General features: G+C 44.1%; 15 protein-coding genes and 1 riboswitch. Of the genes, 6 read left to right on the top strand and 9 right to left on the bottom strand.

What is annotated here, in order from left to right:
- Nucleotides 1–145 precede the first annotated feature (145 nt).
- Nucleotides 146–2053: a molecular chaperone DnaK gene (gene dnaK, locus B0I21_RS09770; RefSeq protein ID WP_133640283.1), complete on the top strand. Its 1908-nt coding sequence runs from the start codon at nt 146–148 to the stop codon at nt 2051–2053.
- 65 nt (nt 2054–2118) lie between these two features.
- On the opposite strand, the gene B0I21_RS09765 is transcribed toward dnaK, so the two are convergent.
- The 3 genes from B0I21_RS09765 to B0I21_RS09755 all read right to left on the bottom strand — a co-directional run bounded on the left by B0I21_RS09765 (nt 2119) and on the right by B0I21_RS09755 (nt 5424).
- Nucleotides 2119–2796 carry a TIGR02117 family protein gene (locus B0I21_RS09765; protein ID WP_133640391.1) on the bottom strand — a complete coding sequence of 226 codons (678 nt, stop codon included), beginning with the start codon at nt 2794–2796 and terminating at the stop codon, nt 2119–2121.
- A gap of 104 nt (nt 2797–2900) precedes the next feature.
- Nucleotides 2901–3815: a nucleotidyltransferase family protein gene (locus B0I21_RS09760; protein WP_133640282.1), complete on the bottom strand. Its 915-nt coding sequence runs from the start codon at nt 3813–3815 to the stop codon at nt 2901–2903.
- 58 nt (nt 3816–3873) lie between these two features.
- Nucleotides 3874–5424 carry a helicase HerA-like domain-containing protein gene (locus B0I21_RS09755; protein ID WP_133640281.1) on the bottom strand — a complete coding sequence of 517 codons (1551 nt, stop codon included), beginning with the start codon at nt 5422–5424 and terminating at the stop codon, nt 3874–3876.
- Nucleotides 5425–5566: 142 nt separating this feature from the next.
- Here B0I21_RS09755 and B0I21_RS09750 point away from each other — a divergent pair, with 142 nt between their 5' ends.
- The 3 genes from B0I21_RS09750 (at nt 5567) to B0I21_RS09740 (ending at nt 8288) form a co-directional block, all read left to right on the top strand.
- Nucleotides 5567–5932, top strand: coding sequence for a hypothetical protein (locus B0I21_RS09750; protein WP_243836009.1), 366 nt, complete (start codon nt 5567–5569; stop codon nt 5930–5932).
- Nucleotides 5933–6036: 104 nt separating this feature from the next.
- Entirely contained in the window at nt 6037–7572 is a 1536-nt protein-coding gene (locus tag B0I21_RS09745; protein WP_133640280.1) for a SulP family inorganic anion transporter, read from the top strand.
- Between the two features lie 68 nt (nt 7573–7640).
- On the top strand, nt 7641–8288 hold the full coding sequence (locus B0I21_RS09740) for a carbonic anhydrase (protein WP_133640279.1): 648 nt from the start codon (nt 7641–7643) through the stop codon (nt 8286–8288).
- Between the two features lie 85 nt (nt 8289–8373).
- On the opposite strand, the gene B0I21_RS09735 is transcribed toward B0I21_RS09740, so the two are convergent.
- Nucleotides 8374–9651 carry an FAD-dependent oxidoreductase gene (locus tag B0I21_RS09735; RefSeq protein WP_166637830.1) on the bottom strand — a complete coding sequence of 426 codons (1278 nt, stop codon included), beginning with the start codon at nt 9649–9651 and terminating at the stop codon, nt 8374–8376.
- 229 nt (nt 9652–9880) lie between these two features.
- Between B0I21_RS09735 and B0I21_RS09730 the strand changes: the two genes are divergently transcribed.
- Nucleotides 9881–11551, top strand: coding sequence for a glutamine--tRNA ligase/YqeY domain fusion protein (locus tag B0I21_RS09730; protein ID WP_133640277.1), 1671 nt, complete (start codon nt 9881–9883; stop codon nt 11549–11551).
- 96 nt (nt 11552–11647) lie between these two features.
- On the opposite strand, the gene B0I21_RS09725 is transcribed toward B0I21_RS09730, so the two are convergent.
- From B0I21_RS09725 to B0I21_RS09705, 5 genes are all read right to left on the bottom strand, one after another.
- Entirely contained in the window at nt 11648–14659 is a 3012-nt protein-coding gene (locus B0I21_RS09725) for a glycosyltransferase family 117 protein (RefSeq protein WP_133640276.1), read from the bottom strand.
- 211 nt (nt 14660–14870) lie between these two features.
- Nucleotides 14871–15827: a methylenetetrahydrofolate reductase gene (locus tag B0I21_RS09720; protein ID WP_133640275.1), complete on the bottom strand. Its 957-nt coding sequence runs from the start codon at nt 15825–15827 to the stop codon at nt 14871–14873.
- 46 nt (nt 15828–15873) lie between these two features.
- Nucleotides 15874–15977, bottom strand: a riboswitch (SAM riboswitch).
- Between the two features lie 195 nt (nt 15978–16172).
- On the bottom strand, nt 16173–16709 hold the full coding sequence (gene rimM, locus B0I21_RS09715; protein WP_133640274.1) for a ribosome maturation factor RimM: 537 nt from the start codon (nt 16707–16709) through the stop codon (nt 16173–16175).
- A gap of 87 nt (nt 16710–16796) precedes the next feature.
- Nucleotides 16797–17327 carry a 30S ribosomal protein S16 gene (locus B0I21_RS09710; protein ID WP_133640273.1) on the bottom strand — a complete coding sequence of 177 codons (531 nt, stop codon included), beginning with the start codon at nt 17325–17327 and terminating at the stop codon, nt 16797–16799.
- Nucleotides 17328–17563: 236 nt separating this feature from the next.
- On the bottom strand, nt 17564–20455 hold the full coding sequence (locus B0I21_RS09705; protein ID WP_133640272.1) for a hypothetical protein: 2892 nt from the start codon (nt 20453–20455) through the stop codon (nt 17564–17566).
- 152 nt (nt 20456–20607) lie between these two features.
- Between B0I21_RS09705 and B0I21_RS09700 the strand changes: the two genes are divergently transcribed.
- The gene (locus B0I21_RS09700; RefSeq protein WP_133640271.1) at nt 20608–24057 is read left to right on the top strand and encodes a UvrD-helicase domain-containing protein; all 3450 of its coding nucleotides are present in this window, start codon (nt 20608–20610) and stop codon (nt 24055–24057) included.
- The last annotated feature ends 47 nt before the right edge of the window (nt 24058–24104 follow it).

The raw sequence follows: 24104 nt of genomic DNA, 5'->3' as shown, positions 1-24104 counted from the left end.
ACGGACTGCTAACGAAAATGACAGTTTGGCAGAACAGCCAGTCATAAAAAACGACATAAATTACGTTTTAATGACGATTTGAAGGTTGGCATAGCTGTTGATAAGAAGATAGCGAGTTAAATTAGTAAATAATAAAAAACAAGATATGTCAAAAATTATAGGAATCGACTTAGGTACTACGAACTCCTGTGTTGCTGTGATGGAAGGTAACGAGCCCGTAGTGATTGCAAACAATGAAGGAAAACGTACAACGCCTTCTATTGTGGCTTTTGTTGAGGGAGGTGAGCGTAAAGTAGGAGATCCTGCGAAGCGTCAAGCAATAACAAACCCGCATAAAACAGTTTATTCTATCAAGCGTTTCATGGGTTTATCATACGATGAATCTGTTAAAGAATCGCAACAAGTTCCTTACAACATTGTTAAGGGAGACAATAACACGCCACGTGTAGAAATTGACGATCGTAAATATACACCGCAAGAAGTATCTGCAATGATCCTTCAGAAGATGAAGAAAACTGCTGAAGATTTCTTGGGTCAAGAAGTGACGGAAGCGGTTATTACGGTACCTGCTTATTTTAACGATGCGCAGCGCCAAGCAACAAAAGAGGCAGGTGAAATTGCCGGTTTAAATGTAAAGCGTATTATCAACGAACCTACAGCTGCTGCTTTAGCATACGGACTTGATAAAGCACACAAAGACATGAAAATCGTTGTATTTGACTGTGGTGGTGGTACGCATGACGTTTCTGTGCTGGAGTTAGGCGATGGTGTATTTGAAGTAAAATCTACGGATGGCGATACGCACTTAGGTGGTGACGACTTTGATAACGTTATCATCAACTGGTTAGCGGAAGAGTTTGCCAACGAGAATGGCGGTTTTGATTTGAAAAAAGATGCTATGGCTTTGCAACGTTTAAAAGAAGCTGCAGAGAAAGCAAAGATTGAGTTATCGAGCACGACATCGACTGAGATCAACCTTCCATATATCACGGCTGATGCCACAGGACCGAAACACTTAGTACGTTCATTGTCACGCGCTAAATTCGAATCGTTAGCGGCCGACTTAATCAAACGCACAATCGATCCTTGTAAATCTGCTTTGAAAAATGCAGGTTACTCCACTTCTGATATCGACGAGATTATATTGGTTGGTGGTTCGACACGGATCCCAGCAATTGTTGACGCCGTGAAAAGCTTCTTCGGGAAAGAGCCTTCAAAAGGTGTTAACCCAGATGAGGTTGTTGCGTTAGGAGCAGCGATCCAAGGTGGTGTATTGACTGGTGAAGTAAAAGATGTATTGTTATTAGATGTTACTCCATTATCCCTAGGTATTGAAACGATGGGTGGGGTGATGACGAAATTGATCGAATCGAATACCACGATCCCAACGAAAAAATCTGAGGTATTCTCGACTGCATCTGACAGCCAACCTTCTGTAGAAATCCACATCTTACAAGGTGAGCGTCCTATGGCCTCGCAAAACCGCACCATTGGTCGTTTTCACTTAGATGGAATTCCTGCTGCCCCTCGTGGTGTACCACAAATTGAGGTAACGTTTGATATTGATGCCAATGGTATTATCAAGGTTTCTGCCAAAGATAAAGCAACCGGCAAAGAGCAAAACATCCGTATTGAGGCATCATCAGGTTTATCTGACGAAGAAATCCAGAAGATGAAACAAGAAGCGGAAGCGAACGCTGAAGCCGATAAAAAAGTCAAAGAAGAAGCCGATAAAATCAACGCTGCTGATGCATTGGTATTCTCTACGGAAAAACAACTTAAAGAATACGGTGATAAAATATCTGCTGATAAAAAGGCGCCTATCGAAGCTGGTTTAGAAAAATTGAAAGCGGCTTACGCAGCTCGCAATTTTGCAGATATCGATACCGCATCTGCTGAGCTACAAAATGCTTGGAATGCGGCATCTGAAGAGATGTATGCTGCTTCTCAGCAAGGGGGCGCACAACAACCGCAAGGTGACGCTGGCCAACCGCAAGATGGCAAGCAAGGTGGTGACGATGTTCAGGATGTGGAATTTGAAGAAGTCAAATAAGCAAGAACATACGCTATAAGAAAAAGCCCGAAGTCGTCTGACTTCGGGCTTTTCTATTGTATCGATTATCTGCGCGGGGGATAATGCCGTAGTATACCTTTATCAAAAACTGTCCATATTCCGGCAGGCATGTTGGCATACTTCAATGCGTTGTTGGTCCAAGTATTACAGGAAAACAGCATGTTATACGCACCCATGGCTTCATAAAAAGCATCATGCTCGTTATATTGAGCTTCTGTAGTGATCAGCATGGCCCGGCCCTGCGCATCTTTTTCTAGACTTTGCATAACATAGTCGATAAGCCGTTGATATTGCGCTTCTGTGATCTTCGTTGCTCGACAATAGGTATCCTCCTCCAACGCTTTGTAATACGTAACATGCAGCGCCGATTCTCCAATCCCTAACCCCGCCACCAGAGCAGTTTTGAGCTTCAGATCTTTCCATTCAGGCGTATGCAAATAAAAGCCCTTGTCGCCCCAACCTATCGCTATCCAATTTTGGATGGTATCTCGTCCTTTGGTATTGGCGTAAGGAAAGACTTCACTCCAGTCCATACCTTTATGCTGTATAGGCAATACGATATCGGTGTGAACGCCATTTGATAGCAGAAAAACCTTTACGCCGTTGTCCGCATATGCCATAGGCGCTCGCGTTGCTGGAATACGGGACAAAAGGAAGTCGGCCGAAAAGTAGAGCACAACAAAAAGAATAATTCCCAACAAAAAATACCCCAATATGCTCATTGTCTTTTTGATTCGTATAGGCATGGTTAAGCAAATAGATGAATAAAAAAGCTGTCTCCCCTACTACGAAGGAAGACAGCTTAACCCCAATATCTTAAAAAACCTTAGAACAATTTTGTTGGATAGGCACCCTGCTCCACCAACTGCGAAATCGACTGTTGTACGTTCTCTTTATCTTCCTTATACGTCACACCAAACCATTTAGATGCTGTCGGTATGACTTTGAAATTTGCCATGCCATGTTTCACCATATAGTCAGGGACGGTAGGAATGAAAAATTCCGATTTAGGATTATCCGCGTTCTTCGCGACGAAGTCGGTAAACATGCTTTCAGCAACGTCAAAAATCTTCGGCGTAAATCCCCAAAAATTCATCGATACCCGCGTTTCAGGATCCAAATCGTGCTGTACGCCATCTTCCTCGTACACGATTTTTCTATGCCCTTCGTCGTCAGTAACATAATATATATTGGTCCGCTCTGTAACCGACTCCATGTGTCCGTCTTCATCTACCTCACAGATCCCACGTGAAACATACCCATGATCGGACATGGTATTGCCTACTTGAAAACCCATAAGCGACATTTTATCGTCAGCTACCTCATTGGTCAGAAACTTTGCCATTTTAACAAAAGAGTCAGTTCCATAAAAATCATCCGCATTGATGACGCAGAATGGCTCGTTGATCTTTTCCTTTGCACTCATCACGGCGTGTGCCGTCCCCCATGGCTTGCTCCGTTCTATGGTTTGCTCTATTCCAAACTTGCTTAAATCATAACTTTGGAAGGCATAGTCGACTTCGATTTTCCCTTGAAGCTTCTCATCAAATACACTGCGCATTTTTTCCAGAAACTCTTCACGAATGATGAACACGATTTTACCAAACCCTGCCTGAATCGCATCATAAATTGAATAATCAATGATGGTTTCACCATGAGGGCCGAAAGAATCGATTTGTTTTAGGGATCCATATCGACTTGCCATACCGGCGGCAAGAATTAACAACGTTGGTTTACTCATTATGTATTTTATTTTAGTAATGATTGCATTGTGACCTTCGCAAAGATAGACATATTATTTACTTCTTCTTAAAGATGGCGCCGAGGATGCCATTTGCGATCTTCCCAAGTAGCTTCACCCCCTCTCTGGCGAGTGTACGGGATGCTTGCGTCTGTGCAGCTTCCAACGGCGTCTGGCGCCTGCTTCTTGCTCTGCCGTTTGCCGTGCCGGATGTTTCCTTCCTGCTTTTTTCCTGCATTTTTTGCGCTTCGAAGGCGCTCATCTTTTCCTCAATAATATCGGCTGCACTGCGGCTGTCTATCGGTACTTGATATTTTGCTGCAACATCCGATTGCTTAATAACATCGGCATAATGCTGCGGTGAACAAGGGCCCATGATGGATCTCGCGGCCACTAGGTGTGTAGCGACGACCTCGGTGGGTATTCCTTTTTCATTTAAAACAGTAACCATGGCCTGTCCTGTTCCGAGCGTCGTCAAAACTTTGTCGATCTCATAAAAAGCAGATCTGGGGTAGGTCTTTACTGTCTTGCGCAGGTTTTCTGCGTCATTGGGGGTGAATGCGCGTAACGCGTGTTGTACACGGTTGCCCAATTGCCCCAAAACAGATTCCGGAATATCTGTTGCGGCTTGCGTGCAAAAGAAAATGCCAATGCCTTTGGAACGTATCAAGCGTACAATTTGCTCCACTTGCCCCAAAAATGCTTTTGATGCACCGTTAAAGAGCAGGTGCGCTTCATCAAAGAAAAATACAAGCTTAGGTTTATCTAAGTCGCCGACTTCCGGTAGCTTTTTAAATAACTGAGCTAATAGGCTAAGGAGGAAGGTAGAATACAGTAAAGGTTGATCTTGAATGTCGGCGATGTTCAAGAGACTTATAACGCCCTTGCCATCGACTTTTTGAAATAGGTCTTGGATATCAAAGGCACGTTCGCCAAATATATGGTCTACGCCTTGCTGTTCGACGGCCACTATCTTACGTAAGATCGTACCAGAGGTTGCTGCGCTAATCTTACCATAATCATCTTTTATCTCGGCAGCTCCAGGGCCTTCTGTTAAATAGGTAAGCAGCTTCTTCAGGTCGTCCAACTTAATCATGGGCCATTGCTGATCATCCGCATATTTAAATACGGCTGCCAGAACCCCTGCTTGCGTATCGTTCAAATCGAGTATACGCGCTAACATAAGGGGTCCGAATTCTCCTACGGTGATACGCATGGGGATGCCCAGCTTACCACTCAGCGAGAAAAACGCTACCGGGAAAGCTGTTGCTTCGAAAGGCACGCCTACGAGGTTTCCGCGCTCAATCAACGCATCGTTGGATACGCCGGGTTCGCTAAGTCCGGAGAGGTCACCTTTTACATCTAGCATAAAAACGGGCACAGCAGCATCAGCAAGCTGCTCGGCGATCAACTGCAGCGTACGCGTTTTACCAGTACCCGTTGCTCCGGCAATCAGGCCGTGTCTATTCATTACCTTGAGCGCTAGGTTCACCCTCGCCGGCGACAATACCTCGCCATTCCATATAGCAGAACCCAACTGTATATATGCCCCTTTCGGACTGTAAGAGGCCGTAACTTTCTTAATAAACTCTTGTTGCGTATCTTCCATCGTTCTAAACCGTAAGCATGTTATTTTTATGGCATCGCCAGCTAACAATCACAGCTAAATATAACGATATATTGATAGTTAATAAAAAAAAGTTGCATTGCCCTTAAAAAGCTATGTATTATCCAAAGAAAAAATTGTATTTTTGATAGAAACAAAAGTAACTATCGTGTTAAACAAGATTACACAAATAACTGCGGCTAAGCTGTGTTTTGCCATCTTCCTGATGAAGATGCTGATCTCGGCTACGCCTGTGTTTGTGGATGTATTGGATAGGGGAACGATATTGCAGGTCGTGCTTCAGCTTGAAATAGAAAACAACGCAAAAGGAAGTAATATCTACGAGGATCTTCACGAAGCGACCTCCAAGTTTTTTAATGCAAGTGCTTCCGACTACCTATTTTCCTTCGCTCAACAGGAAATCAGTGGAAAACAGAAGCATTATTTGAATAATGAAAAATTAATACAGGCTTTTAATCCGTCTGTACCCACACCTCCTCCTAATTGCTAAGCCCGTCCGGGCATCCATAGCCTATCCGCATGGCTGTACGCCGTTTGCGACTTCGAATATGGAACGTAAATTAATACAGGTATAAAGACTTTAAGTTTAATCTTATGTTAGGAACTCGTACGTCGGCCTTTTTGAAATTATCAAAAAGAGACTTAAAATATGATTTCCCATCTAGTGTAGTGGTGTTCCTGGTTGCGCTACCACTGTGTCTGGGAATAGCAATGGCTTCAGGAGCGCCATTGTTTGCCGGTATTATTACCGGAATAATTGGTGGTTTAGTCGTGGCATCCATTAGCAAATCTCCGCTTAGCGTTAGTGGACCCGCTGCCGGATTAACGGTTATTGTTTTAAGTGCCATCGAAAAATTAGGCGCTTATGAAACCTTTTTACTCGCGGTCGTCATCGCGGGCATCATGCAGCTCATATTGGGGATTATCAGGGCCGGTGTTATTGGAAACTACTTTCCGTCAGCCGTTATTCTGGGTATGCTTGCGGCTATTGGCATAACCATTATTTTAAAACAAATTCCGTTGGCCTTTGGCATGACGGAGACACATGCGTTTGAGGTTGAAAATGGGGGCGGTATTGCTGCTTTCAAAGACACCATACTATCCAGCATTAACTGGGGCGCTACGTTCATTTGTTTGCTCTCTTTGGCTACACTGATCTATTGGCCCAAAATAAAAGGTGCTAATAAAATACCAGCCCCTTTGGTTGTTGTGGTGTTGGGTATTGTAGCTGCTGTGCTCTTTCGAGGTGGAGCGATGCAGCTTACCGCGCAGCATTTCGTAGAAATACCCATTGTCAGTTCGTTCCAAGAGTTTTCCGGTCTATTCGTTTTTCCGGATTTTTCACAAGTAGTCAATAAACAGGTTTGGATCGTCGCGCTTACCATTGCGATCATCGCAAGTTTGGAGACACTGTTGAGTATCGAAGCGATTGACAAACTCGACCCCTTGAAGAGAAATACCCCCACGAATCGGGAATTGATTGCGCAGGGAATAGGCAATGTGACGAGCGGCTTTTTAGGCGGTCTGCCTATGACTTCCGTGATTGTGCGCTCGTCGGCAAATGTGCAAGCGGGCGGTCGTACGCGTCAATCAGCTATGCTGCACGGTCTATGGTTACTGGTCGCATTGTTGGCCATTCCTACCGCAATTAATCTTATACCCCTATCCTGTCTAGCGGCTATTCTATTGCATACCGGGTATAAATTAGCAAACCCTACCCTCTTCAAGCAAATGTTTCGGAAAGGGTTGGATCAATTCGTGCCGTTTGCAATCACCGTTGTAGCCATTGTGTTTACAGACCTGTTAATGGGTGTTGGCATCGGGATATTGGTCGCTATATTCTATATTATACGGGCCAATATGCAAAATGCGTTTAAAATGGAGATTCAAGAACAAAACGGAGGAAAAACTGTTATCATGACATTGGCAGAAGAGGTCTCTTTTTTAAATAAAGTGCCTATCCAGCAGATGCTGTACAGCCTCCCAAAGAACGTGGAAGCAATCAAAATCGATGGCCAGCACAGCAAATTTATTGATAAGGATGTGATCGAAGTTTTAAAAGATTTTGAGCTTAACGCGTCAAGCAAAGGCATAGCGATCGAATTGCAGTCAATTACATATAAAAAATAAAAAGAACAGATAAATAAACTATTAACTTGGTTGGTTTTAAAAGACCAGCTACCTTAATTACATCAAACATGGGAAATAAAGAATTAGAATTAGGTTTTCAGCGAATATTAGATGGTAACAAAGGCTGGGTAGATTTTGTAGCAAAAGATACAACCGGAAGATTCGAACAGCTAGCCAAAGGGCAGAACCCCGAAATTCTATGGATCGGTTGCGCGGATAGCCGCGTTCCGGCAAATGAAGTGACCGGTCGCAAGCCTGGTGAAGTTTTTGTGCACCGTAACATCGCAAACATGTGCGTACATTCTGACATGAGCATGTTATCTGTATTAGACTATGCGGTAAACGTGTTGAAAGTAAAGCATATCGTCGTAGCAGGTCACTACGGTTGCGGAGGCGTGGCGGCGTCTTTAAGTCGGAAGCAGTTTGGGATTATTGATAACTGGCTGTGTCACATTAAAGACGTTTATCGTTTACATGCAAAGGAGATCGATGCGCTTGAAAACGAAGAAGATAAAGTGAACCGCCTCATTGAACTGAATGTAAAAGAGCAAGTTTTTAACCTAGGCACCACCTCCATCGTGCAAAATGCATGGAAAAATGGTCAGGATCTTGCCGTACATGGTGTGGTTATCAATATCGGTACCGGCGAACTGGTTAATCTAGAAAACTCCATTACCAGCAACGAGTCATTAGGCGAGGTATTTGCTTTCGTATAAGACAAGCGGAGAGCGACGATAAACGGTGTTATACCCATATCTCAAAAAGATGGTGGGAAACATGGAAATCGTCGCTCTCTTTTCTCTAATTAACGAACGTCCCTTCTTGATTTACAGCTTTGACGTACGGACTTGCATATCGGTCCAGGATAACCGCAAATTGATAACGCGTCACCCGTTTCGTTGTATCGAACTCACCAGCAAACTTCAATTTAGTATGCCATTCCCGCTCGATTGCTTTATCCACTTCATTACCGCGCAATCCTACAAACTTAACGAGCGACAGAAAATCTCCCCAAGTAAAAAATTCGCCTTGATGATCAGCAAACCAAAGTTGACTGCGAGAAAACAGACGGTGTAATATCGGCTGAATCTCTGCATACCGCACATGCGCGTCGCCATTAAATAGGTAGGTACCATTTTCCTTATCGCCTGCTATGATGCCCGACAGACCAAAACGCTGGATAGCATAAAAATGAGGATCGCTTACGGCGATATCCGCATATGGCATGATACGCATTCCATAGTTCATCATTTCAGACTGCAACTTGCGTACATCAATTTTATCGGGGGTAGTTTTAAAGAAAGCGAGGTAAGCGGCCGTAGCGCCGACGGCTTGTCCTATTGCGGCCTTTGCGGCGGTAAAGCGCACGTCATCCCCATAAGCATGTTGCCAGTCATTCATCTGGAAAAGGCCATTTCTTTCTGAAGACAACACATCCGCCAATGTCCATGCGTACAAGGTATCGGCAATGAAGCCAGTAGCGACAGCAGTACGCATATTTGCTGTTTTCATAATCGAAACTGGCGATAATGGATTTTCTTTCGAGCGAACGTGCTGTGGCAGCAGCTTGATCAACTCTTCGCCATTGGACGCATCGACGACGAGAGGCAAATTGTACTTTTGTTTACTTGCCAACGTAATATGCCATCCCTTACTATGCGCTTTAATGTCTTCCACGTTTTGCTTACGGATCACGGTTAAATTGGCGGTTTCTGCTAGACTGCTCGCTATAGCATTCATAAATAAACGCGGATTCATATCGTTCTTCACCTGTTGAGCTAGCGAATCATTCGCGGTGGTGGATTGAGCCATATGCATCAATACATCAAGCCACAGTCCCCCATCAAGGTCAGGCTTCTTTTCCAGCGCTACGCTACGTTTGGAAAAAGCAGGCAATAGCGTATCGGTATCGGCCACCCATAACGTCGGAACGCCAGATTTGGCGGACTGCAAAGCGGCGGTGTAGGCTGAAATCCCTGTACCATATACCAGCAATTGAGGCTTTTTGCTTTTTTGAGCATAGCAGAATGGAAATGGTATAAATAATAAGCCGATAAGAGCGGTAAGCATAAACTTCATATGTATTGCCTGTTTTAGGAATTTAAATGTACATAAAACTAGTTTGTATTGCCGAAAAGATAGATTAAAACCTTGCATTACGCTGCAATGCATGCCTAAACGGGTGGCTCTGGCGCAATATGAATCAGCGGAAACGCTGATCAGCTCTTCGGATTGCCGCCCGTTTTCAGGCGCTATATTAATTTTAAGAGAGCATGCCAAATCGGGCATAAATCTTTAACTTTGTGCTATGTTAAATGAAGAAAAACCACTGAATTTTATCGAGGAGATTATCGAAGAGGATCTCCGATCAGGCAAGCACGACGGACGGGTTCTGACGCGCTTCCCTCCTGAGCCAAATGGATACCTCCATATTGGCCATGCGAAATCCATCTGCCTAAATTTTGGGCTGGGTCAAAAATACAATGGCCAAACCAATCTTCGTTTCGATGACACCAATCCGGTGACTGAAGACACGGAATATGTGGATAGCATCAAGCAGGATATACAGTGGTTGGGTTTCCAATGGGCACAAGAACTTTATACTTCCGACTATTTCGAAACATTATACAGCTACGCGGTAGCGTTGATTGAAAAGGGGCTGGCCTATGTAGACGATAGCACGGCAGAAGAAATTGCTGCTGCAAAAGGTACACCGACAGAACCCGGCATACCCACTCCGTTTCGCGATCGTTCTATAGCCGAGAATTTGCGCCTCTTTCAAGAAATGCGTGATGGCAAATACCAAGATGGGGAGAAAGTTCTTCGTGCTAAAATTGATTTGGCCAATCCGAATATGCACCTTCGCGATCCGTTACTATACCGTATAAAACATGCGCATCATCACCGTACGGGAGATAAATGGTGTATTTATCCGATGTATGATTTCGCGCATGGACAGTCTGATGCCATTGAGCAAATTACACATTCTATCTGTACGCTTGAATTTATTCCCCACCGTCCGTTATACGACTGGTGTATTGATAAGCTCGAAATATTTCCTTCGAAACAATACGAATTTGCACGCTTGAACATGACCTATACTGTAATGAGCAAACGTAAATTATTACAGTTGGTGAACGAAAAGTTTGTAGAAAGTTGGGATGATCCGCGTATGCCTACCATCTCGGGTTTGCGCAGAAGGGGCTACACGCCGGCTTCGATCCGCAATTTTTGCGAGCGTATTGGTGTACAAAAGCGCGAAAACATGATCGATGTCAGTCTTTTGGAGTTTTGCATCCGCGAAGACTTGAATCAATCTGCTTGGCGCCGCATGGCGGTGCTAGACCCAATTAAGATGGTCATCACGAACTATCCCGATGGGCAAGTCGAGGAATTAGTCGGCGAGAATAATCCGGAAGTAGAGGGCGGTGAAGGAAGTCGTATCATTCCATTCAGCAAAGAGTTGTGGATCGAGCGCGATGATTTTATGGAAGAACCCCCTAAGAAATTTTTCCGATTAGGGCCGGGCTTATCCGTGCGTCTTAAACACGCATACATCGTTGAATGCCATGATTTCGTGAAAGACGAAAGCGGAAAAGTTACAGAAATCCATTGTACATACGTGCCCAATTCCAAATCAGGCGAAGATACATCGGGTTTAAAGGTAAAGGGCACGATCCATTGGGTATCCGTACCCCACGCCAAAGAAGCGCAAGTGCGTCTTTACGACCGTTTGTTCAACGATGAAAACCCTGCTGCCGCAGAAGATTTCAAGCAATCGATCAACCCCAATAGTTTGTCCATTATTGAAAAGGCATATATTGAAGCTGATCTGATTCACGCTACACCACAACGGGGCTATCAATTTATACGTTTGGGCTACTTCACGCTGGATAGCAAATCCACGGCAGAGAAGCTGGTGTTCAACCGGACGGTCACCTTGAAAGACTCTTGGGCAAAAGAGGTTAAAAAAGGCTAAAATAGCGTACAGCGGTAGCTATCTACGACAAATGCCCTTCCAGTTTGTGCTAAACAAAACTGGAAGGGCATATTTTTATCTGACGATGCACGCTACTTAATCTTCGAAAAAGCTTTTCCGGTATTGCACTTCAAGCTGAGTGGCTCGTGCCAAAAGCGCCTTATCGCCCAAGGGTTCAAGGATAGCACGGTAGCGCTCCAAGGCAGCAAGGCTGTATTGTATTCCGCGAATATCAACAGCTGCTTGTTGGTCTCTTGCGAGCGTCACTTGATAAGGCAGGTTGTCTTGCAAAAAATTTAAATGCCGATTTACGATACGATTCGCTAACTTGTTTTCTTTGACTTTGTATAGCGTATCCACAATATCGCCATAATGATAGGTTTCTTCTACGTCATAGACACGTTGCGGTAGAATGGAAGCGGCCACGATCGCCACTTCTTTTGCCTTCGCCCACTCTCCTTCTGCCTTCAGCAGCTGCGTGGCGCGTTCGTAGATCTGCGGTACGACAAAATTGGACATATAGTTCCGCGAATCCACATCGACAAAGCGTTGATGGCCGTAGTTGCCCCAGTCAAAGTTATACCTGGCGTTTTTGTAAAGTTTCTCCACATTCACCAGCCCATCTTTAGCTTCCTGTGTACTTCTGGAAACGGGCATGAGTTTCTTTACTAATCCTTCATCAACCAAATACTTACCCAAACCTGCCATTTTATCTTCGGGGGTATAGTTTGTAAAATAAATGGGTCGCTTCCAATTATTGGCTTTAACAATACCGAGCAGTGCAATCTCTGCCCTCGTTATATAGTTCCCATTGTAGGTCCAGTCCATCTCGTCGAGCACCCTGCCTTCCCAGCCCTTGGGTACGACCTTATTGGCCAATACCGACTGCCGGTCAACGGCCATCTTGATGTTCTTGGCAGGCAAGAAATTCATTAAGCTCCCATCTTGCATGGGCAACTTATTCGTAGGGTTGTCAGATAACAGGAAGGTCAAGAGCATATCCAAATCCACAGCTTCCGTAATTCCTTGATCGACAAAAGGCAGGTAGTCGCGCACACCTTGCGCAAGTTTTTCCGACGCAATGGATGTATCGACGGGAGCGGCATCGTTAACTTTGTTCTTCAGTTGGTTGACATACCAATGCGAGGCTAAATAGCTCACGTTAACGATGCGAACATCTTGACGAATGCCTTCCACTTCCTGTGCATACCACAAGGGGAAGGTATCATTATCTGCATAGGAAAACAAAATGGCATTTGGCTCGCACGATTTCAAGTAGTTATGGGCGACCTGTCTAGCAAAGTCGCGTTCAGAGCGATCATGGTCGTCGAAGTTTTCGCAAAACAACAGAACAGGCGCCGCAGCAGCACATACTATTCCTGCTGCGAGCGAGGAGGTGGGTAACGTTAGTTTTCTGCGCAGCACATCCGCCGCGCCCAATGTCCCAAACCCTATCCAAATGGAAAAGGCATAGAAGGATCCAGCATAGGCGTAGTCGCGCTCCCGCGGCTGCATGGGCGTTTGGTTAAGGTAGAGCACAATCGCAATGCCGGTAAAGAAAAACAGAAATCCAACAATAGCCGCTTGCCTTCGGTCTCGCCGCATGTGCCAAAGCATCCCCAAAATACCGATTAGTAACGGAAGATAGTAGTAACTGTTCCGTGCGGGGTTTACACGCATATCGGCAGAGAGGCTAGCTTCGCCAGCTAGCCGGCCACGGTCTATGCTATTGATTCCGGAGAGCCAATTTCCATTTGATCCATTTCCATATTGTGGCTTGTCATTTTCCCGCCCGACGAAGTTCCACATAAAATACCGCCCATACATATCGCTTAGTTGGTAAGCGAATAGAAAGCGTAAGTTATCGACGAAACTTGGCGACTCATTGGCTTGAAGACCGAGGTACGCACGATAGTAATCTTGATGCTTCTCGCTGTATAAACGTGGCAGGAGCATTTCTTTGTCATAGGTGTAGTCGGGCGCAGCGCTCATCTTCTCGTAGGTGGAATTCCCCTTTTTATAGGTGCTGTTATATTGTACATCAACAATTTTAGCATCGAATGATGGTCCCTTTATCAGCGGCTCTGTGCCGTACTGCTCACGGCTTAGATAGCCTAGGAACGAGTACACATTGTCAGGCGCATTATTATTTAGCGAGGGGTCTGCATGGGCACGTATGACGATCATAGCGAAGGAGGAATAGCCAAATAGCAAAAGACAAACCCCCAATAGCACCACGTTCAATAGTGGGCGCTGCCTTTTTACGCTGTAATGCATGCCGTAAATGAGTGCGGATACCAATAAAAGTGCAAAGAATAGGACGCCTGTGCCAAATCCAAGACCTAGTTTATTGACAAAGAAAAGGTCGAACTGTGCGGCGAATCGTATCAAATATTGGATAACACCCCATAGAATAAAGGCCAATATGCCCATACCAAGAAAAAGCGCGACAACCATGCCTTTCATCGTAACTTTTTCGCTCTTTCGGAAATACACAACCAGTGCGATAGCCGGAATGGTTAACAGGTTCAGCAGATGCACACCGATGGAGAGTCCCATAATATACATGATGACTAATAACCAGCGATCGGCGCCTTTTTCATCAGCGCGTCTGTCCCATTTCAACACTAGCCAAAATACTAACGCCGTGCAGAGGGAAGACATGGCATACACTTCCGATTCTACCGCAGAATACCAAAAGGAATCGGTAAACGCATAGGCGCCAGCACCGACTATCCCGCCAATCATAATTTGCAACGTTTGTCCATACACCACGTTGCCATCCTTTTTGACAAGCGTCTTCCGCGCCAGCGCGGTTATCGTCCAGAACAAGAACAAGACGGTTAATCCGCTGCACACGGCAGAACCGACATTCATAAAAAAGGCTATACGTGTGACATCGCCAAAGGCGAGGTTGGAAAATATATTCTGAATCATGAGGAAAAGTGGAGCACCAGGTTGATGCACAATCTGTAGCTTATAGGCTGATGCGATAAATTCGCCAGTATCCCACCAACTGTTAAACCGATCGGCCGTAGCGATGTAAACTGCTGTAGCGAATGCGGCAACCATCCACCCAACTAGCGTGTTGACCTTTTCATATTTCATATGTATAGAATTTATTTTTCGATTGTCATCCGCCAGCTGGCGATCCTCCGTTTATTCACCAATGTTCGGGTTTGCAAACATGGACAGCTCATAATTAATGCGTTAAGGCTATATTGAACATTAAATTACGAACTATAAAAAAAAGCGCGGGATCGTTAACATTATTTAACAATCCCACGTATGGCTCAGAACCTAGAATGGCTTGTCTTGCTTATGCTAGCCGCTCCACGATTTTCTTTGTGGGCCCGGGGTTACTCATGGTGTAAAAATGCAATACCGGAGCTCCAAACTTGATCAGCTCTTTACATTGGTTAACCAACCACTCCTCGCCCACTTGTCTAACATCAGCATTTGTTTTGCAACTATCTACGGCATCGCTTAGCTCCTCTGGAATATCCAGATGAAATATTTTTGGCAGGGTGATCAGTTGCTTTTTGGTGGTTAAAGGCTTCAGCCCGGGTATAATAGGAACATGAATATCGTTCTCCCGACATTTGGTTACAAACTCCTTGTATTTCTCAACGTTAAAAAACATCTGCGTCACGATAAATTCAGCGCCCATCTCTACCTTCTTCTTCAGCCATTTAAAGTCGGTATTGAAATTTGGCGCTTCAAAATGTTTCTCCGGATAGCCGGCGACACCAATGCAAAAGTTAGTCTTCGCTGAGCTTTCTATATCTTCATGCAAATACTGCCCTTGGTTCATATCGACGACCTGTTGCAATAAATCTGTCGCAAAGGCATGACCTCCTGGTGTTGGGATAAAATCGGGATCTCCTTTTCGAGCATCACCACGTAAAACCAATACATTATCGATGCCTAAGAAGTTAAGATCAATCAGTGCATTTTCTGTCTCCTCTTTGGTGAATCCACCGCAGATCAAATGCGGCACAGCATCTACCTTATATTTACTCATGATAGCGGCGCAAATCGCTACGGTTCCGGGGCGCTTCCGATAAGCTACACGCTCCAAGAGCCCATTATCGTGCTGTTTGTAAAGGTAATCCTCCCGGTGATACGTAACATCAATAAATGGCGGCTTAAACTCCATGAGCTCGTCCATCGTGCTGAAGATACTTTTAATACCCTGCCCTTTAGCTGGTGGCAACAATTCAAACGAAAACAACGGATTTCCCTTTGCGTTTTTTATATGATCTACAATTTTCATGTTTGTCTTTTTAGGCTTACAGAAAACGCACGGGTATGGTGTTTTCAGCTTATCTTTCTCGACATGGGCGAGTAGAATGCAGCACCTTGATACGGTATCAGGTTGCTAAGGCTTCAGCGGGTCTATTCCCTCTGCCTTTCTCTATAAGCGAGGGCTAATATCGGGATTAAAAAGTAAAAAGTAAAAATTTAAAATTCAAAAGTGAGAAGTTAAAATTGAAAAGTCAAAAGTAAGAAGTCAAAAGTTATAATTCAAAAGCGAGAAGTTAAGTCATAAGGCAGAACTACAAAAGAAAAGGGCGTTCATACCGCCCTTGATTTGTTTTTGCATTTCCAATAAGATACACTAAGACTCTTCTGTTCCCCTGTAAAGGTCTACTAAACCTTCGGGCAGATCAACCTCCAGAACATGTTCTTCGGCGTCAATGGCCAAGATCAGGTCTTCGTTAAGTGGAAACAACAGCTCGTGCCCATTAAAATTTACTGTCGCAATAAACTGCTGCGGAAGTTCTTGTACATGCGTAATCTCCCCTATTTCGCCTTCCTCCTCATCGACAACCAGATAACCTATCAAATCGGAGTATCGGAAATCGTCGGGATCGCGCTCAGGCATTTTGTCGTTCGGTAGATACACTTTTTTCCGAATCAATAATTGCGCTTTATCAATATGATCGACATCCTCCAGGTTAAGATAGGCGGTACTATTTTTCTGCAATTTAATGGTATCTACAAAATAAGGGACAAGCTTTTTATTCATTTCAAGAAATAACACGTCGAATTCAAGATCCATGTAGTCTTCGAATTCAAAAAAAAGCTGTAACTCTCCTTTAAGTCCGCGTGTTTTGGTGATGTATCCAATATAAAAAGCGTCGTTTAATTCCATGGTAGAAGTAAAAATTAAGTTCAAAAGTAAGCAGTAAAAAAGCCGAATCCAGAGGGTTCGGCTTTCTTGAATCTGTATGAATAGTGATTATCCTTCAGTTTCTTCTGATGCAGGTGCTTCAGTTTCTGCTTCTTCAGCAGCTGGAGCCTCTTCAGCAACAGGTGCATTTTTAGCAGCTACCGCAGCAGCTTTGTCTGCATTTTTCTTAGCTTCAGCAGTAAGAGCAGCTTTCTTAGCTTCATCTTTCGTTTGCGCTAAGCCTGATTTCTTACCTTCGATTTGTGCATCTTTGCCTTCTACCCACTTCGTGAATAGTTCTTCAGCTTTAGCATCATCGAATGCACCTTTTTTCACACCACCTTGTAAGTGTTTTTTGTAAAGTACACCTTTGTAAGAAAGGATGGCACGAGCAGTGTCCGTAGGTTGTGCACCTTTGTTCATCCAATCCAAAGCCTTGTCAAAATCTAAGATGATTGTTGCAGGGTTTGTGTTAGGGTTGTAAGAACCGATACGCTCGATAAATTTACCATCACGTGGAGCACGTGAATCTGCTACTACTACGTGGTAAAAAGGTTTCCCTTTTTTACCGTGTCTTTGCAATCTGATTTTAGTTGCCATGTTTTCTTTTTGTTATGTATTCAACATATCCCCCGTGCTTCGTGCAAGAGGGGATGCAAAGATAATAATTAAAAAGGAAAAATTAAAAAGTAAAAACAGCGAAGCTACGATACAGAAGAGACTAAAACCTTGAGCGATGGGTCCAATGGAACAAATCGGAGCAGACAACGCGGCCCATGCCCTCCAATTGGATAATCATCAAGATTCGGATAAAGCGCCTGTTCTCTACTATCGCGTTATTTCATTCGATTGGCGACCATACCTGATGTCATATCGCCAATGACAGAGGCTTGCTTTTTGTCCAGCGGAGCAGTAGATAGCCACTCCAATACGAGATCGTAGCCCCAAAGATTACTGATTTGCCGCTTAAACACATCGGGAGAAAAGTGGCCAGGTTTCCCCGAAACGATGTCATTAATAGCGCAAAGATAATGAAAGATCGGCTGGAGATTATCCTCCGTTAAGCTACTTTCAATCGCTTGGGCATAAGCTGCCGCCCTCTCGAATTGATTGCAGACGATATAAAGCTCAAGGATACAAAGCATTGACAATTCTTTTTGATCCTTTCGCACATCCTGACCATTGACTTGACGTTCATAATAATCAACCGCTTTTTGTAATGCCTCTTGTGCATCATCTACCTGTGAAGTTTGTCCGTAAAGCATTGCAACCTGTGTCCAAAAAGTTTCGTCAAAACGATTGGCTAGCGCTAAATAATCCGCTAGCGCCTTGCTGGTATCTTTCCGTGCCAAGTAGCTTTTTGCCCGATACTTAAATTCAGGAACGACGAAGTTCATAATTCGAACCGGCCCTACCGTATCTCGCTGAATAGCCCGTGTTAAGTAATCAATGGCTGCTGTGTAATTATGTATATAGTAGTTCGCCTCCCCTATATATTGAGCATTGCAACGCGCAAACACCAAAGTGGAATCGGTAGCGAGAGCTCTCGAATGCATTTCGAGGCTGGATTTATAATCTTTTTCATAATAATAGCGGGAACTTTTTTCCATCAACGCCAGGGCCATGTCTTTATTTTTCGGCAGATCGTCTTCATCAATCAGCCCTGCCTGTTCAAAGTACAGCAATACATCGTTTCTTTTTCCAGCATAGGTATTCTGATTTTTCGGTCGTTCAGGTAAGCGGTTCCTTCGCAAATCTAACACAGATAACTGTGGTGCTTCAGCGATTTTCTCTGGCAGCTCACCAATGTCATTATTAAGGAGGTCAAGTTTTCTACCGCGAAAATTACGCCATCCACTGACCGGCAACGTTTTTAGGCGAGAATCACTTAAATTAAGCTCAAAATCTTTTGTAGGAATCGTGAAAACAGATTGCAGAATATCGAACGATGAAAAGTCGTTATAGGAAAGGTCGATTTCTTTAATGTTGCGCCATGCGCTTAGGTCTTTCGGAAAAGTATGCAGTCGGCTAACGGCCATCTGTCTTTCTCTTTTTCGATCATCCTCTCCAAACGAATCGAGCAGCGGATCACGCGTTGGAACGTTATTTTGTGCATAGAAATACTCCAGATTTGAAAGCGTTCCAATTTCTTCTGGTATAGTTGTCAATACATTTTGGCTTAGATTCAACGTCTTTAATCTTTTAAGACGACCCATAGAGATGGGTAAGGTTTTTAAATGGTTGAGGCTGAGATTAAGCTGTTCCAACTGCTCCAGCGAGCCAATATCGTCCATCAGTTCCGATAACAGGTTTCCCGCTAACAGCAGTTCGCTCAACAGCATCAATTGCGTCATGCTGGACGGAAGCCTTTCTATAAAATTATCTCCGACAGAAAGGTACCGCAAGCTTTGCAACGCGCCGATATCTGTAGGCAATGTTGTGAGTCTGCAGCCTGAAAGATTAAGCGAATCAAGGCTCGTCAAATTGCTTAGGGAAGGAATCTGTGTCAGCAAATTGCCCTGCACGTCCAATGTTGTTAACCCATGAAGCTTATTTATACTATTTGGAAGCTTCACTAAACGATTGCCTTGCAATTTTAAATAACGAAGATTGGCCAGTAAACCGATATCTTCTGTTAAGCTCGCTAGCCCAATGTACGATAAGTCAAGTTGCTGCAGGCTTTTAAGCTTGTACAGATCCTTTGGGATGTCCGCCCTTCCATTAGCGGATAAATCCAAACGCGCAAGGTGTCTTAATTTAGCAATCCCATCAGGGATTGTCAAGCCACCACGTGTGTTATAGATCTTTAATTTTCGAAGGTTGCGGAAGTCATAGATCGCGCTGGAGATCATGGCTATTTTTCCACGCTCCACGACAAGGCTGCGCAGATGCCTGCTCGCATTAAAGTTGGAAAGGAAAGCACCGAGATCTTGAAACTCGTTGGCATACAGATAAATACTATCGAGTGCAGGGAATTTGACGGAGCTTTTGAAGTCCTTTCCGAGTCGAAAGTATGAAATGGCCAGCTGCTTTACTTTTTTGGGGTTAGTAACCATCCCGAAGGCGTCCGCTAGACTAGCGCTATCTCTCAGTGCGACTATATCGATCTCTTCCAAATTAGCAGGTAACTTGATGCCTTTTAATGTTGCATCATACGTAAAGGAAATTCCCCGCAGCTTTTTCAAAGCTGCGATATTTCGCGGGAAATCATCCGGATTAAATGCGGTGCATATAAGATAACGGAAATTGGGCAATTTGGATATCCGTGCGAGTTCCTGTTCTACATTAATTTTTGACTGTCCTCTAAATTCTATCGCCACCAGCTTGTGAAGCGTATAACACGCCTCAGGCAAGACCAATGCCATTTGTTTGTGCGCGTTGTCTCGATAAAACCATTCATCAAATGATATCGCTTTGAGATTCGGAAATAAAGGTAAAAAACTGCAGAGGCTATCGAGTTCCTTCTGTGTTTTGAATTTCAGCCTTAAGTATTCAATCTTTGGTAAACTATCTTTAACGTCCAAAATATGGGGTATGTCATGAATCGCTAACTCCGTTTTGCGAAGAACATCGTTAGGGTGGTGGTTTTTAATAACCTGAATTGAACCGGAAAAATTTTCCAGTGTATTTCGATAATCCAACAGGCTTTGCGCATTGACCACAAAACTTAGTAAGGACGATAGTACAATACCGATAAATAGAAAAGGAGAAGCTTTTGGAAAATTCATAATTGCAGTTTGTCACGCTAAAAATAGTTCTTTCCCTCTAAAACGGAAAGAACTATTTCAGTTTATTACCTATGCGCCAAAACTACTTTCCCCCTTGGAGGATTATCCTTCCAAGGCCTCGCGCGTCATTCTATCGCGGCGAATGTTGACAAATGTTGAATAACTTTGAGGGCTACCCGTTTCCCATTCCCCTGTTTACTTCTTACCTTCATAGCATGAATGCTGTTGCTCCACTAAAAATATTAAAGGCTTCTGCCGGATCCGGTAAGACTTTCAGCTTAACGCTGCATTACATCACCCTGCTGCTGACGAATGAAAACAGCTATCGCGAAATTTTGGCGGTAACGTTTACCAACAAAGCGACAGCAGAAATGAAGGAGCGCATCCTGACGGTATTGCACGGATTAGCCCTTGGGAATTCCAATCCTAAGATCGACGATTTCCGGCAATTGCTGATCGCGCAGTCTTCATCGTGGACAGCAGCGCAGATCCAAGAAAAGGCGTATCGCATTTACCGCAAAATTTTGCATAACTACGGACATTTCACCATCAGCACTATTGATGGTTTCTCCCAGAAGGTTATCCGTGCCTTTACCTATGAGCTTAATCTCGATGCGGCCTACAAAATTGAAATGAACACCAATAAGGTGAAGCAAGACCTTTCTATCATGCTCAACCAACTGTTGGATGAGCGGCCAGATCTTCTGACCTGGATCATGGACTATGCGGATAAAAAAATCGCGAACAATGAAAATTGGAATTATCGCCAACAGCTCTTAAGCTTGGCTGGCTTGATATTCACCGAAAATTTTCAAGAATTTAATGCGCACCTGACTGTTGCCAAACCCAACGAGCTTTTTCATCTGCTTAACAAAGACATCCAAGGAAAAACCAGCATTTTCTTAGACACATTAAGCCACAGCATAGCGGCTTTTGCGCAAATTTTTCACGGCTTCCAGCTAACGGCAGACGAGCTGAAAGGCAAATCGCGAAACAAGCTGTTTGCGGCAAGCAAGATACACCCAAAAATACACAAAAAATCATCTAGCGATCTGCAAAAGATCTTTGATAAGTACCTGCAACTGCCCGAGGATGATGATGCTTTTACGCTGACCGACAAATCCGTTCGCGAAGATATCCGGCAAGCACTCGCACCCATATTGCAACAGATTAGCGAGCTATATACCTTCTTTCCTACTTTTATCGCTTACCAAGCTGTTCAAAATAATCTGTATTACCTCCGGTTATTGAAGGAAATGAGCGACCTGTTAAGTTTGTGGCGAAAGGAAAATGGCGCCCAACTCATTTCTGATTCGCAAATCTTGCTAAACCGCTTAGGGCTGGATGAACAGCAAGATCCCACTTTTATATGGGAAAAAATCGGAAATCGTTATACGTATTTCCTTTTTGATGAGTTTCAAGATACGTCGCGGATACAGTGGAAAAACTACAGCCCGCTCCTGATCAACGCCCTGGGACAGGCACAACAAAAAATAAGTGAACACCTGATTGTAGGCGATGTCAAACAAAGCATTTACCGCTGGCGAAATGGTGACTGGCGTATTCTCTTGCAACAGGTGGAAGAGCAGGTGGGGCAAGCCTTTCATCTTTCTCCTGAGGAGCGCCCTAACTTTATAGAAAATGGCTCGTTAGATGTGAACTTTCGGAGTTATCCGAACATCATCACCCTAAACAATTATCTATTTAGCAGCATCCCCAAGATGTTGCAAGAGGTGCTAAACGACAAAGTGATGGACAACTTGCAAGCGGAGGCGCAACAATGGTGGATAGCTTCAGGCAACAGCGAGATGTTGGTCAAGGCTTACGCCAATAGTGAACAGCAGATCCCGAGCCATCGTCTTGAGAATAAAGGCAGGCAAGGTGCTGTAGAAATACAATACTTACCTGTGACGGATGGGCGCTGGCGACGGAATCAAGTTACAGATACTGCGCTAGATTTACTTTGCGAAAAAATAGGTGCATGGCTGTCAACAGGCCGCTATAAGGCCCGACAGATCGGTATCCTGGTGCGAAGCAACGCTCAGGCAAAGCTCGTTATCCAGCAATTGATGATCTATAAAAACATGAGCGGCGTCAATTTTGAAGTCATCTCTGGCGATGCACTCTCTCTTGCGTCCAACGACGCTATCCTTTTGCTCTTGGAAACGCTAAAAGCCCTTGTTTATAGTTCTGATAAACATATGATCCACCGGGCAAAAATGGCTTACCTATTCCAACTGATCAGAAATGAGGGGCATTTTGATAGCAGCTATTGGCTAGATTTTAAAAGCAATGATCTGCAGGCCATTCGTGCCATCCTGCCTTCGGCACTTATCGACCAATGGGCTAGCTTACAGCAGTCGCCCCTGGTCCATCTGCTGGAGCAGCTTATCGAAATTTTTGAGCTCCATAAAGAAGACAATGTACACCTGCCTTACATCTTAGCCTTTAAGGATATGATATCCAATTTCTCTACGGCCGGCGAACGTGGAATTACCCAATTTTTGCAATATTGGGAAGAAGATGGCCATACCGCTTCTCTTCCATTCAATGGGAAAGTAGATGCCATTGAAGTCACCACGATCCATAAATCCAAGGGCTTGGCCTATGATGTTGTTATGATTCCTTTTTGTTCGTGGGATGTAGACGGAAAACTAAATGGCGATTTTTGGGTTGATACCCAAGAAACGCCGTTTCAAACCTTGGGGAAAATTCCGATTAAGTATAACAGCAGCGTAGGCACCTCTATTTTTTACAAACAATATTACGAGGAGATGCTGTTTAACTATATGGATGCTTTAAATACGTTTTATGTAGCCACGACACGTGCCATCCAACATCTATACATCCTCGCCCCTGCATTTAAGGATAATGTAGACAAAAAAACCGGCGAAATCATCGGTGAGGATATGAAAAGCGAATACATCAGTGATTTGTTGTTTCAGGCCTTATCAACAAGCACCGCTCCCTTTCCCCTGGAAAACAAACAGCTCATTATCGATCCCCCCATTACAGAAGCTGAAACCCTATTGGCTGAAAAACCGGGGGAAAGCGTTTCAGCAAAAACGAAAGAAGAACGTATTGCTTTATCCGCCTATCCGGTCTCACACGAATTACAAAAGGCTTTCGAAAAATCTGCTAAGCGCTCCGTAAACAACATATTAATGCTGGAAAAAGCTACGCAATACGGCATTTTCGCGCACGAAATTTTATCCGAAATTTCCAAAGAAGAAGAGGTCGTTCCGATGATTGATCGCTATATTGAAGAGGGAATATTAACACCAGATGATCGGCCGTTTCTTTTGGAGGAGATTCAACGGATTTGGCATCATCCGCAGATAAACCAATGGCTGACGGGTGCATTCAAAACGTGGAACGAGGCGAGCATTATCTTGGAAAGCGGAGAGACTATCCGGCCGGATAAAGTTTTCACCAGTGCTACAGAAACCATTGTCCTTGATTTTAAATTTACCAAGGGAGACTACGCAGACCATCAATGGCAGGTCGATAGTTACAAAAAAGCATTAATCAATCTGGGCTATCAAAACGTGCGAGGTTACCTCTATTATGCGAAGTTTAATGAACTCGTCGAAGTAACTTAACAAGCTCCACCCGGTACGGAAAAACATTATTCATCATTCACAAGCCC

Origin of the sequence: Sphingobacterium paludis, assembly GCF_004364125.1 — a bacterium.
In the GTDB taxonomy this organism is placed as follows: Bacteria; Bacteroidota; Bacteroidia; order Sphingobacteriales; family Sphingobacteriaceae; genus Sphingobacterium; species Sphingobacterium paludis.
This window is presented reverse-complemented; position numbering and strand designations above follow the sequence as displayed.

Coding starts and splice junctions, on each gene's coding strand:
- B0I21_RS09740 (WP_133640279.1), top strand. CDS start 7,641: ATGGGAAATAAAGAATTAGAATTAGGTTTTCAGCGAATATTAGATGGT.
- rimM (WP_133640274.1), bottom strand. CDS start 16,709: ATGGAATTAAACGACGCTTTTTATATTGGATACATCACCAAAACACGC.
- B0I21_RS09765 (WP_133640391.1), bottom strand. CDS start 2,796: ATGAGCATATTGGGGTATTTTTTGTTGGGAATTATTCTTTTTGTTGTG.
- B0I21_RS09705 (WP_133640272.1), bottom strand. CDS start 20,455: ATGAATTTTCCAAAAGCTTCTCCTTTTCTATTTATCGGTATTGTACTA.
- B0I21_RS09725 (WP_133640276.1), bottom strand. CDS start 14,659: ATGAAATATGAAAAGGTCAACACGCTAGTTGGGTGGATGGTTGCCGCA.
- B0I21_RS09735 (WP_166637830.1), bottom strand. CDS start 9,651: ATGAAGTTTATGCTTACCGCTCTTATCGGCTTATTATTTATACCATTT.
- B0I21_RS09755 (WP_133640281.1), bottom strand. CDS start 5,424: ATGGAAGATACGCAACAAGAGTTTATTAAGAAAGTTACGGCCTCTTAC.
- B0I21_RS09760 (WP_133640282.1), bottom strand. CDS start 3,815: ATGAGTAAACCAACGTTGTTAATTCTTGCCGCCGGTATGGCAAGTCGA.
- B0I21_RS09730 (WP_133640277.1), top strand. CDS start 9,881: ATGTTAAATGAAGAAAAACCACTGAATTTTATCGAGGAGATTATCGAA.
- B0I21_RS09745 (WP_133640280.1), top strand. CDS start 6,037: ATGTTAGGAACTCGTACGTCGGCCTTTTTGAAATTATCAAAAAGAGAC.
- B0I21_RS09710 (WP_133640273.1), bottom strand. CDS start 17,327: ATGGCAACTAAAATCAGATTGCAAAGACACGGTAAAAAAGGGAAACCT.
- dnaK (WP_133640283.1), top strand. CDS start 146: ATGTCAAAAATTATAGGAATCGACTTAGGTACTACGAACTCCTGTGTT.
- B0I21_RS09700 (WP_133640271.1), top strand. CDS start 20,608: ATGTTGAATAACTTTGAGGGCTACCCGTTTCCCATTCCCCTGTTTACT.
- B0I21_RS09720 (WP_133640275.1), bottom strand. CDS start 15,827: ATGAAAATTGTAGATCATATAAAAAACGCAAAGGGAAATCCGTTGTTT.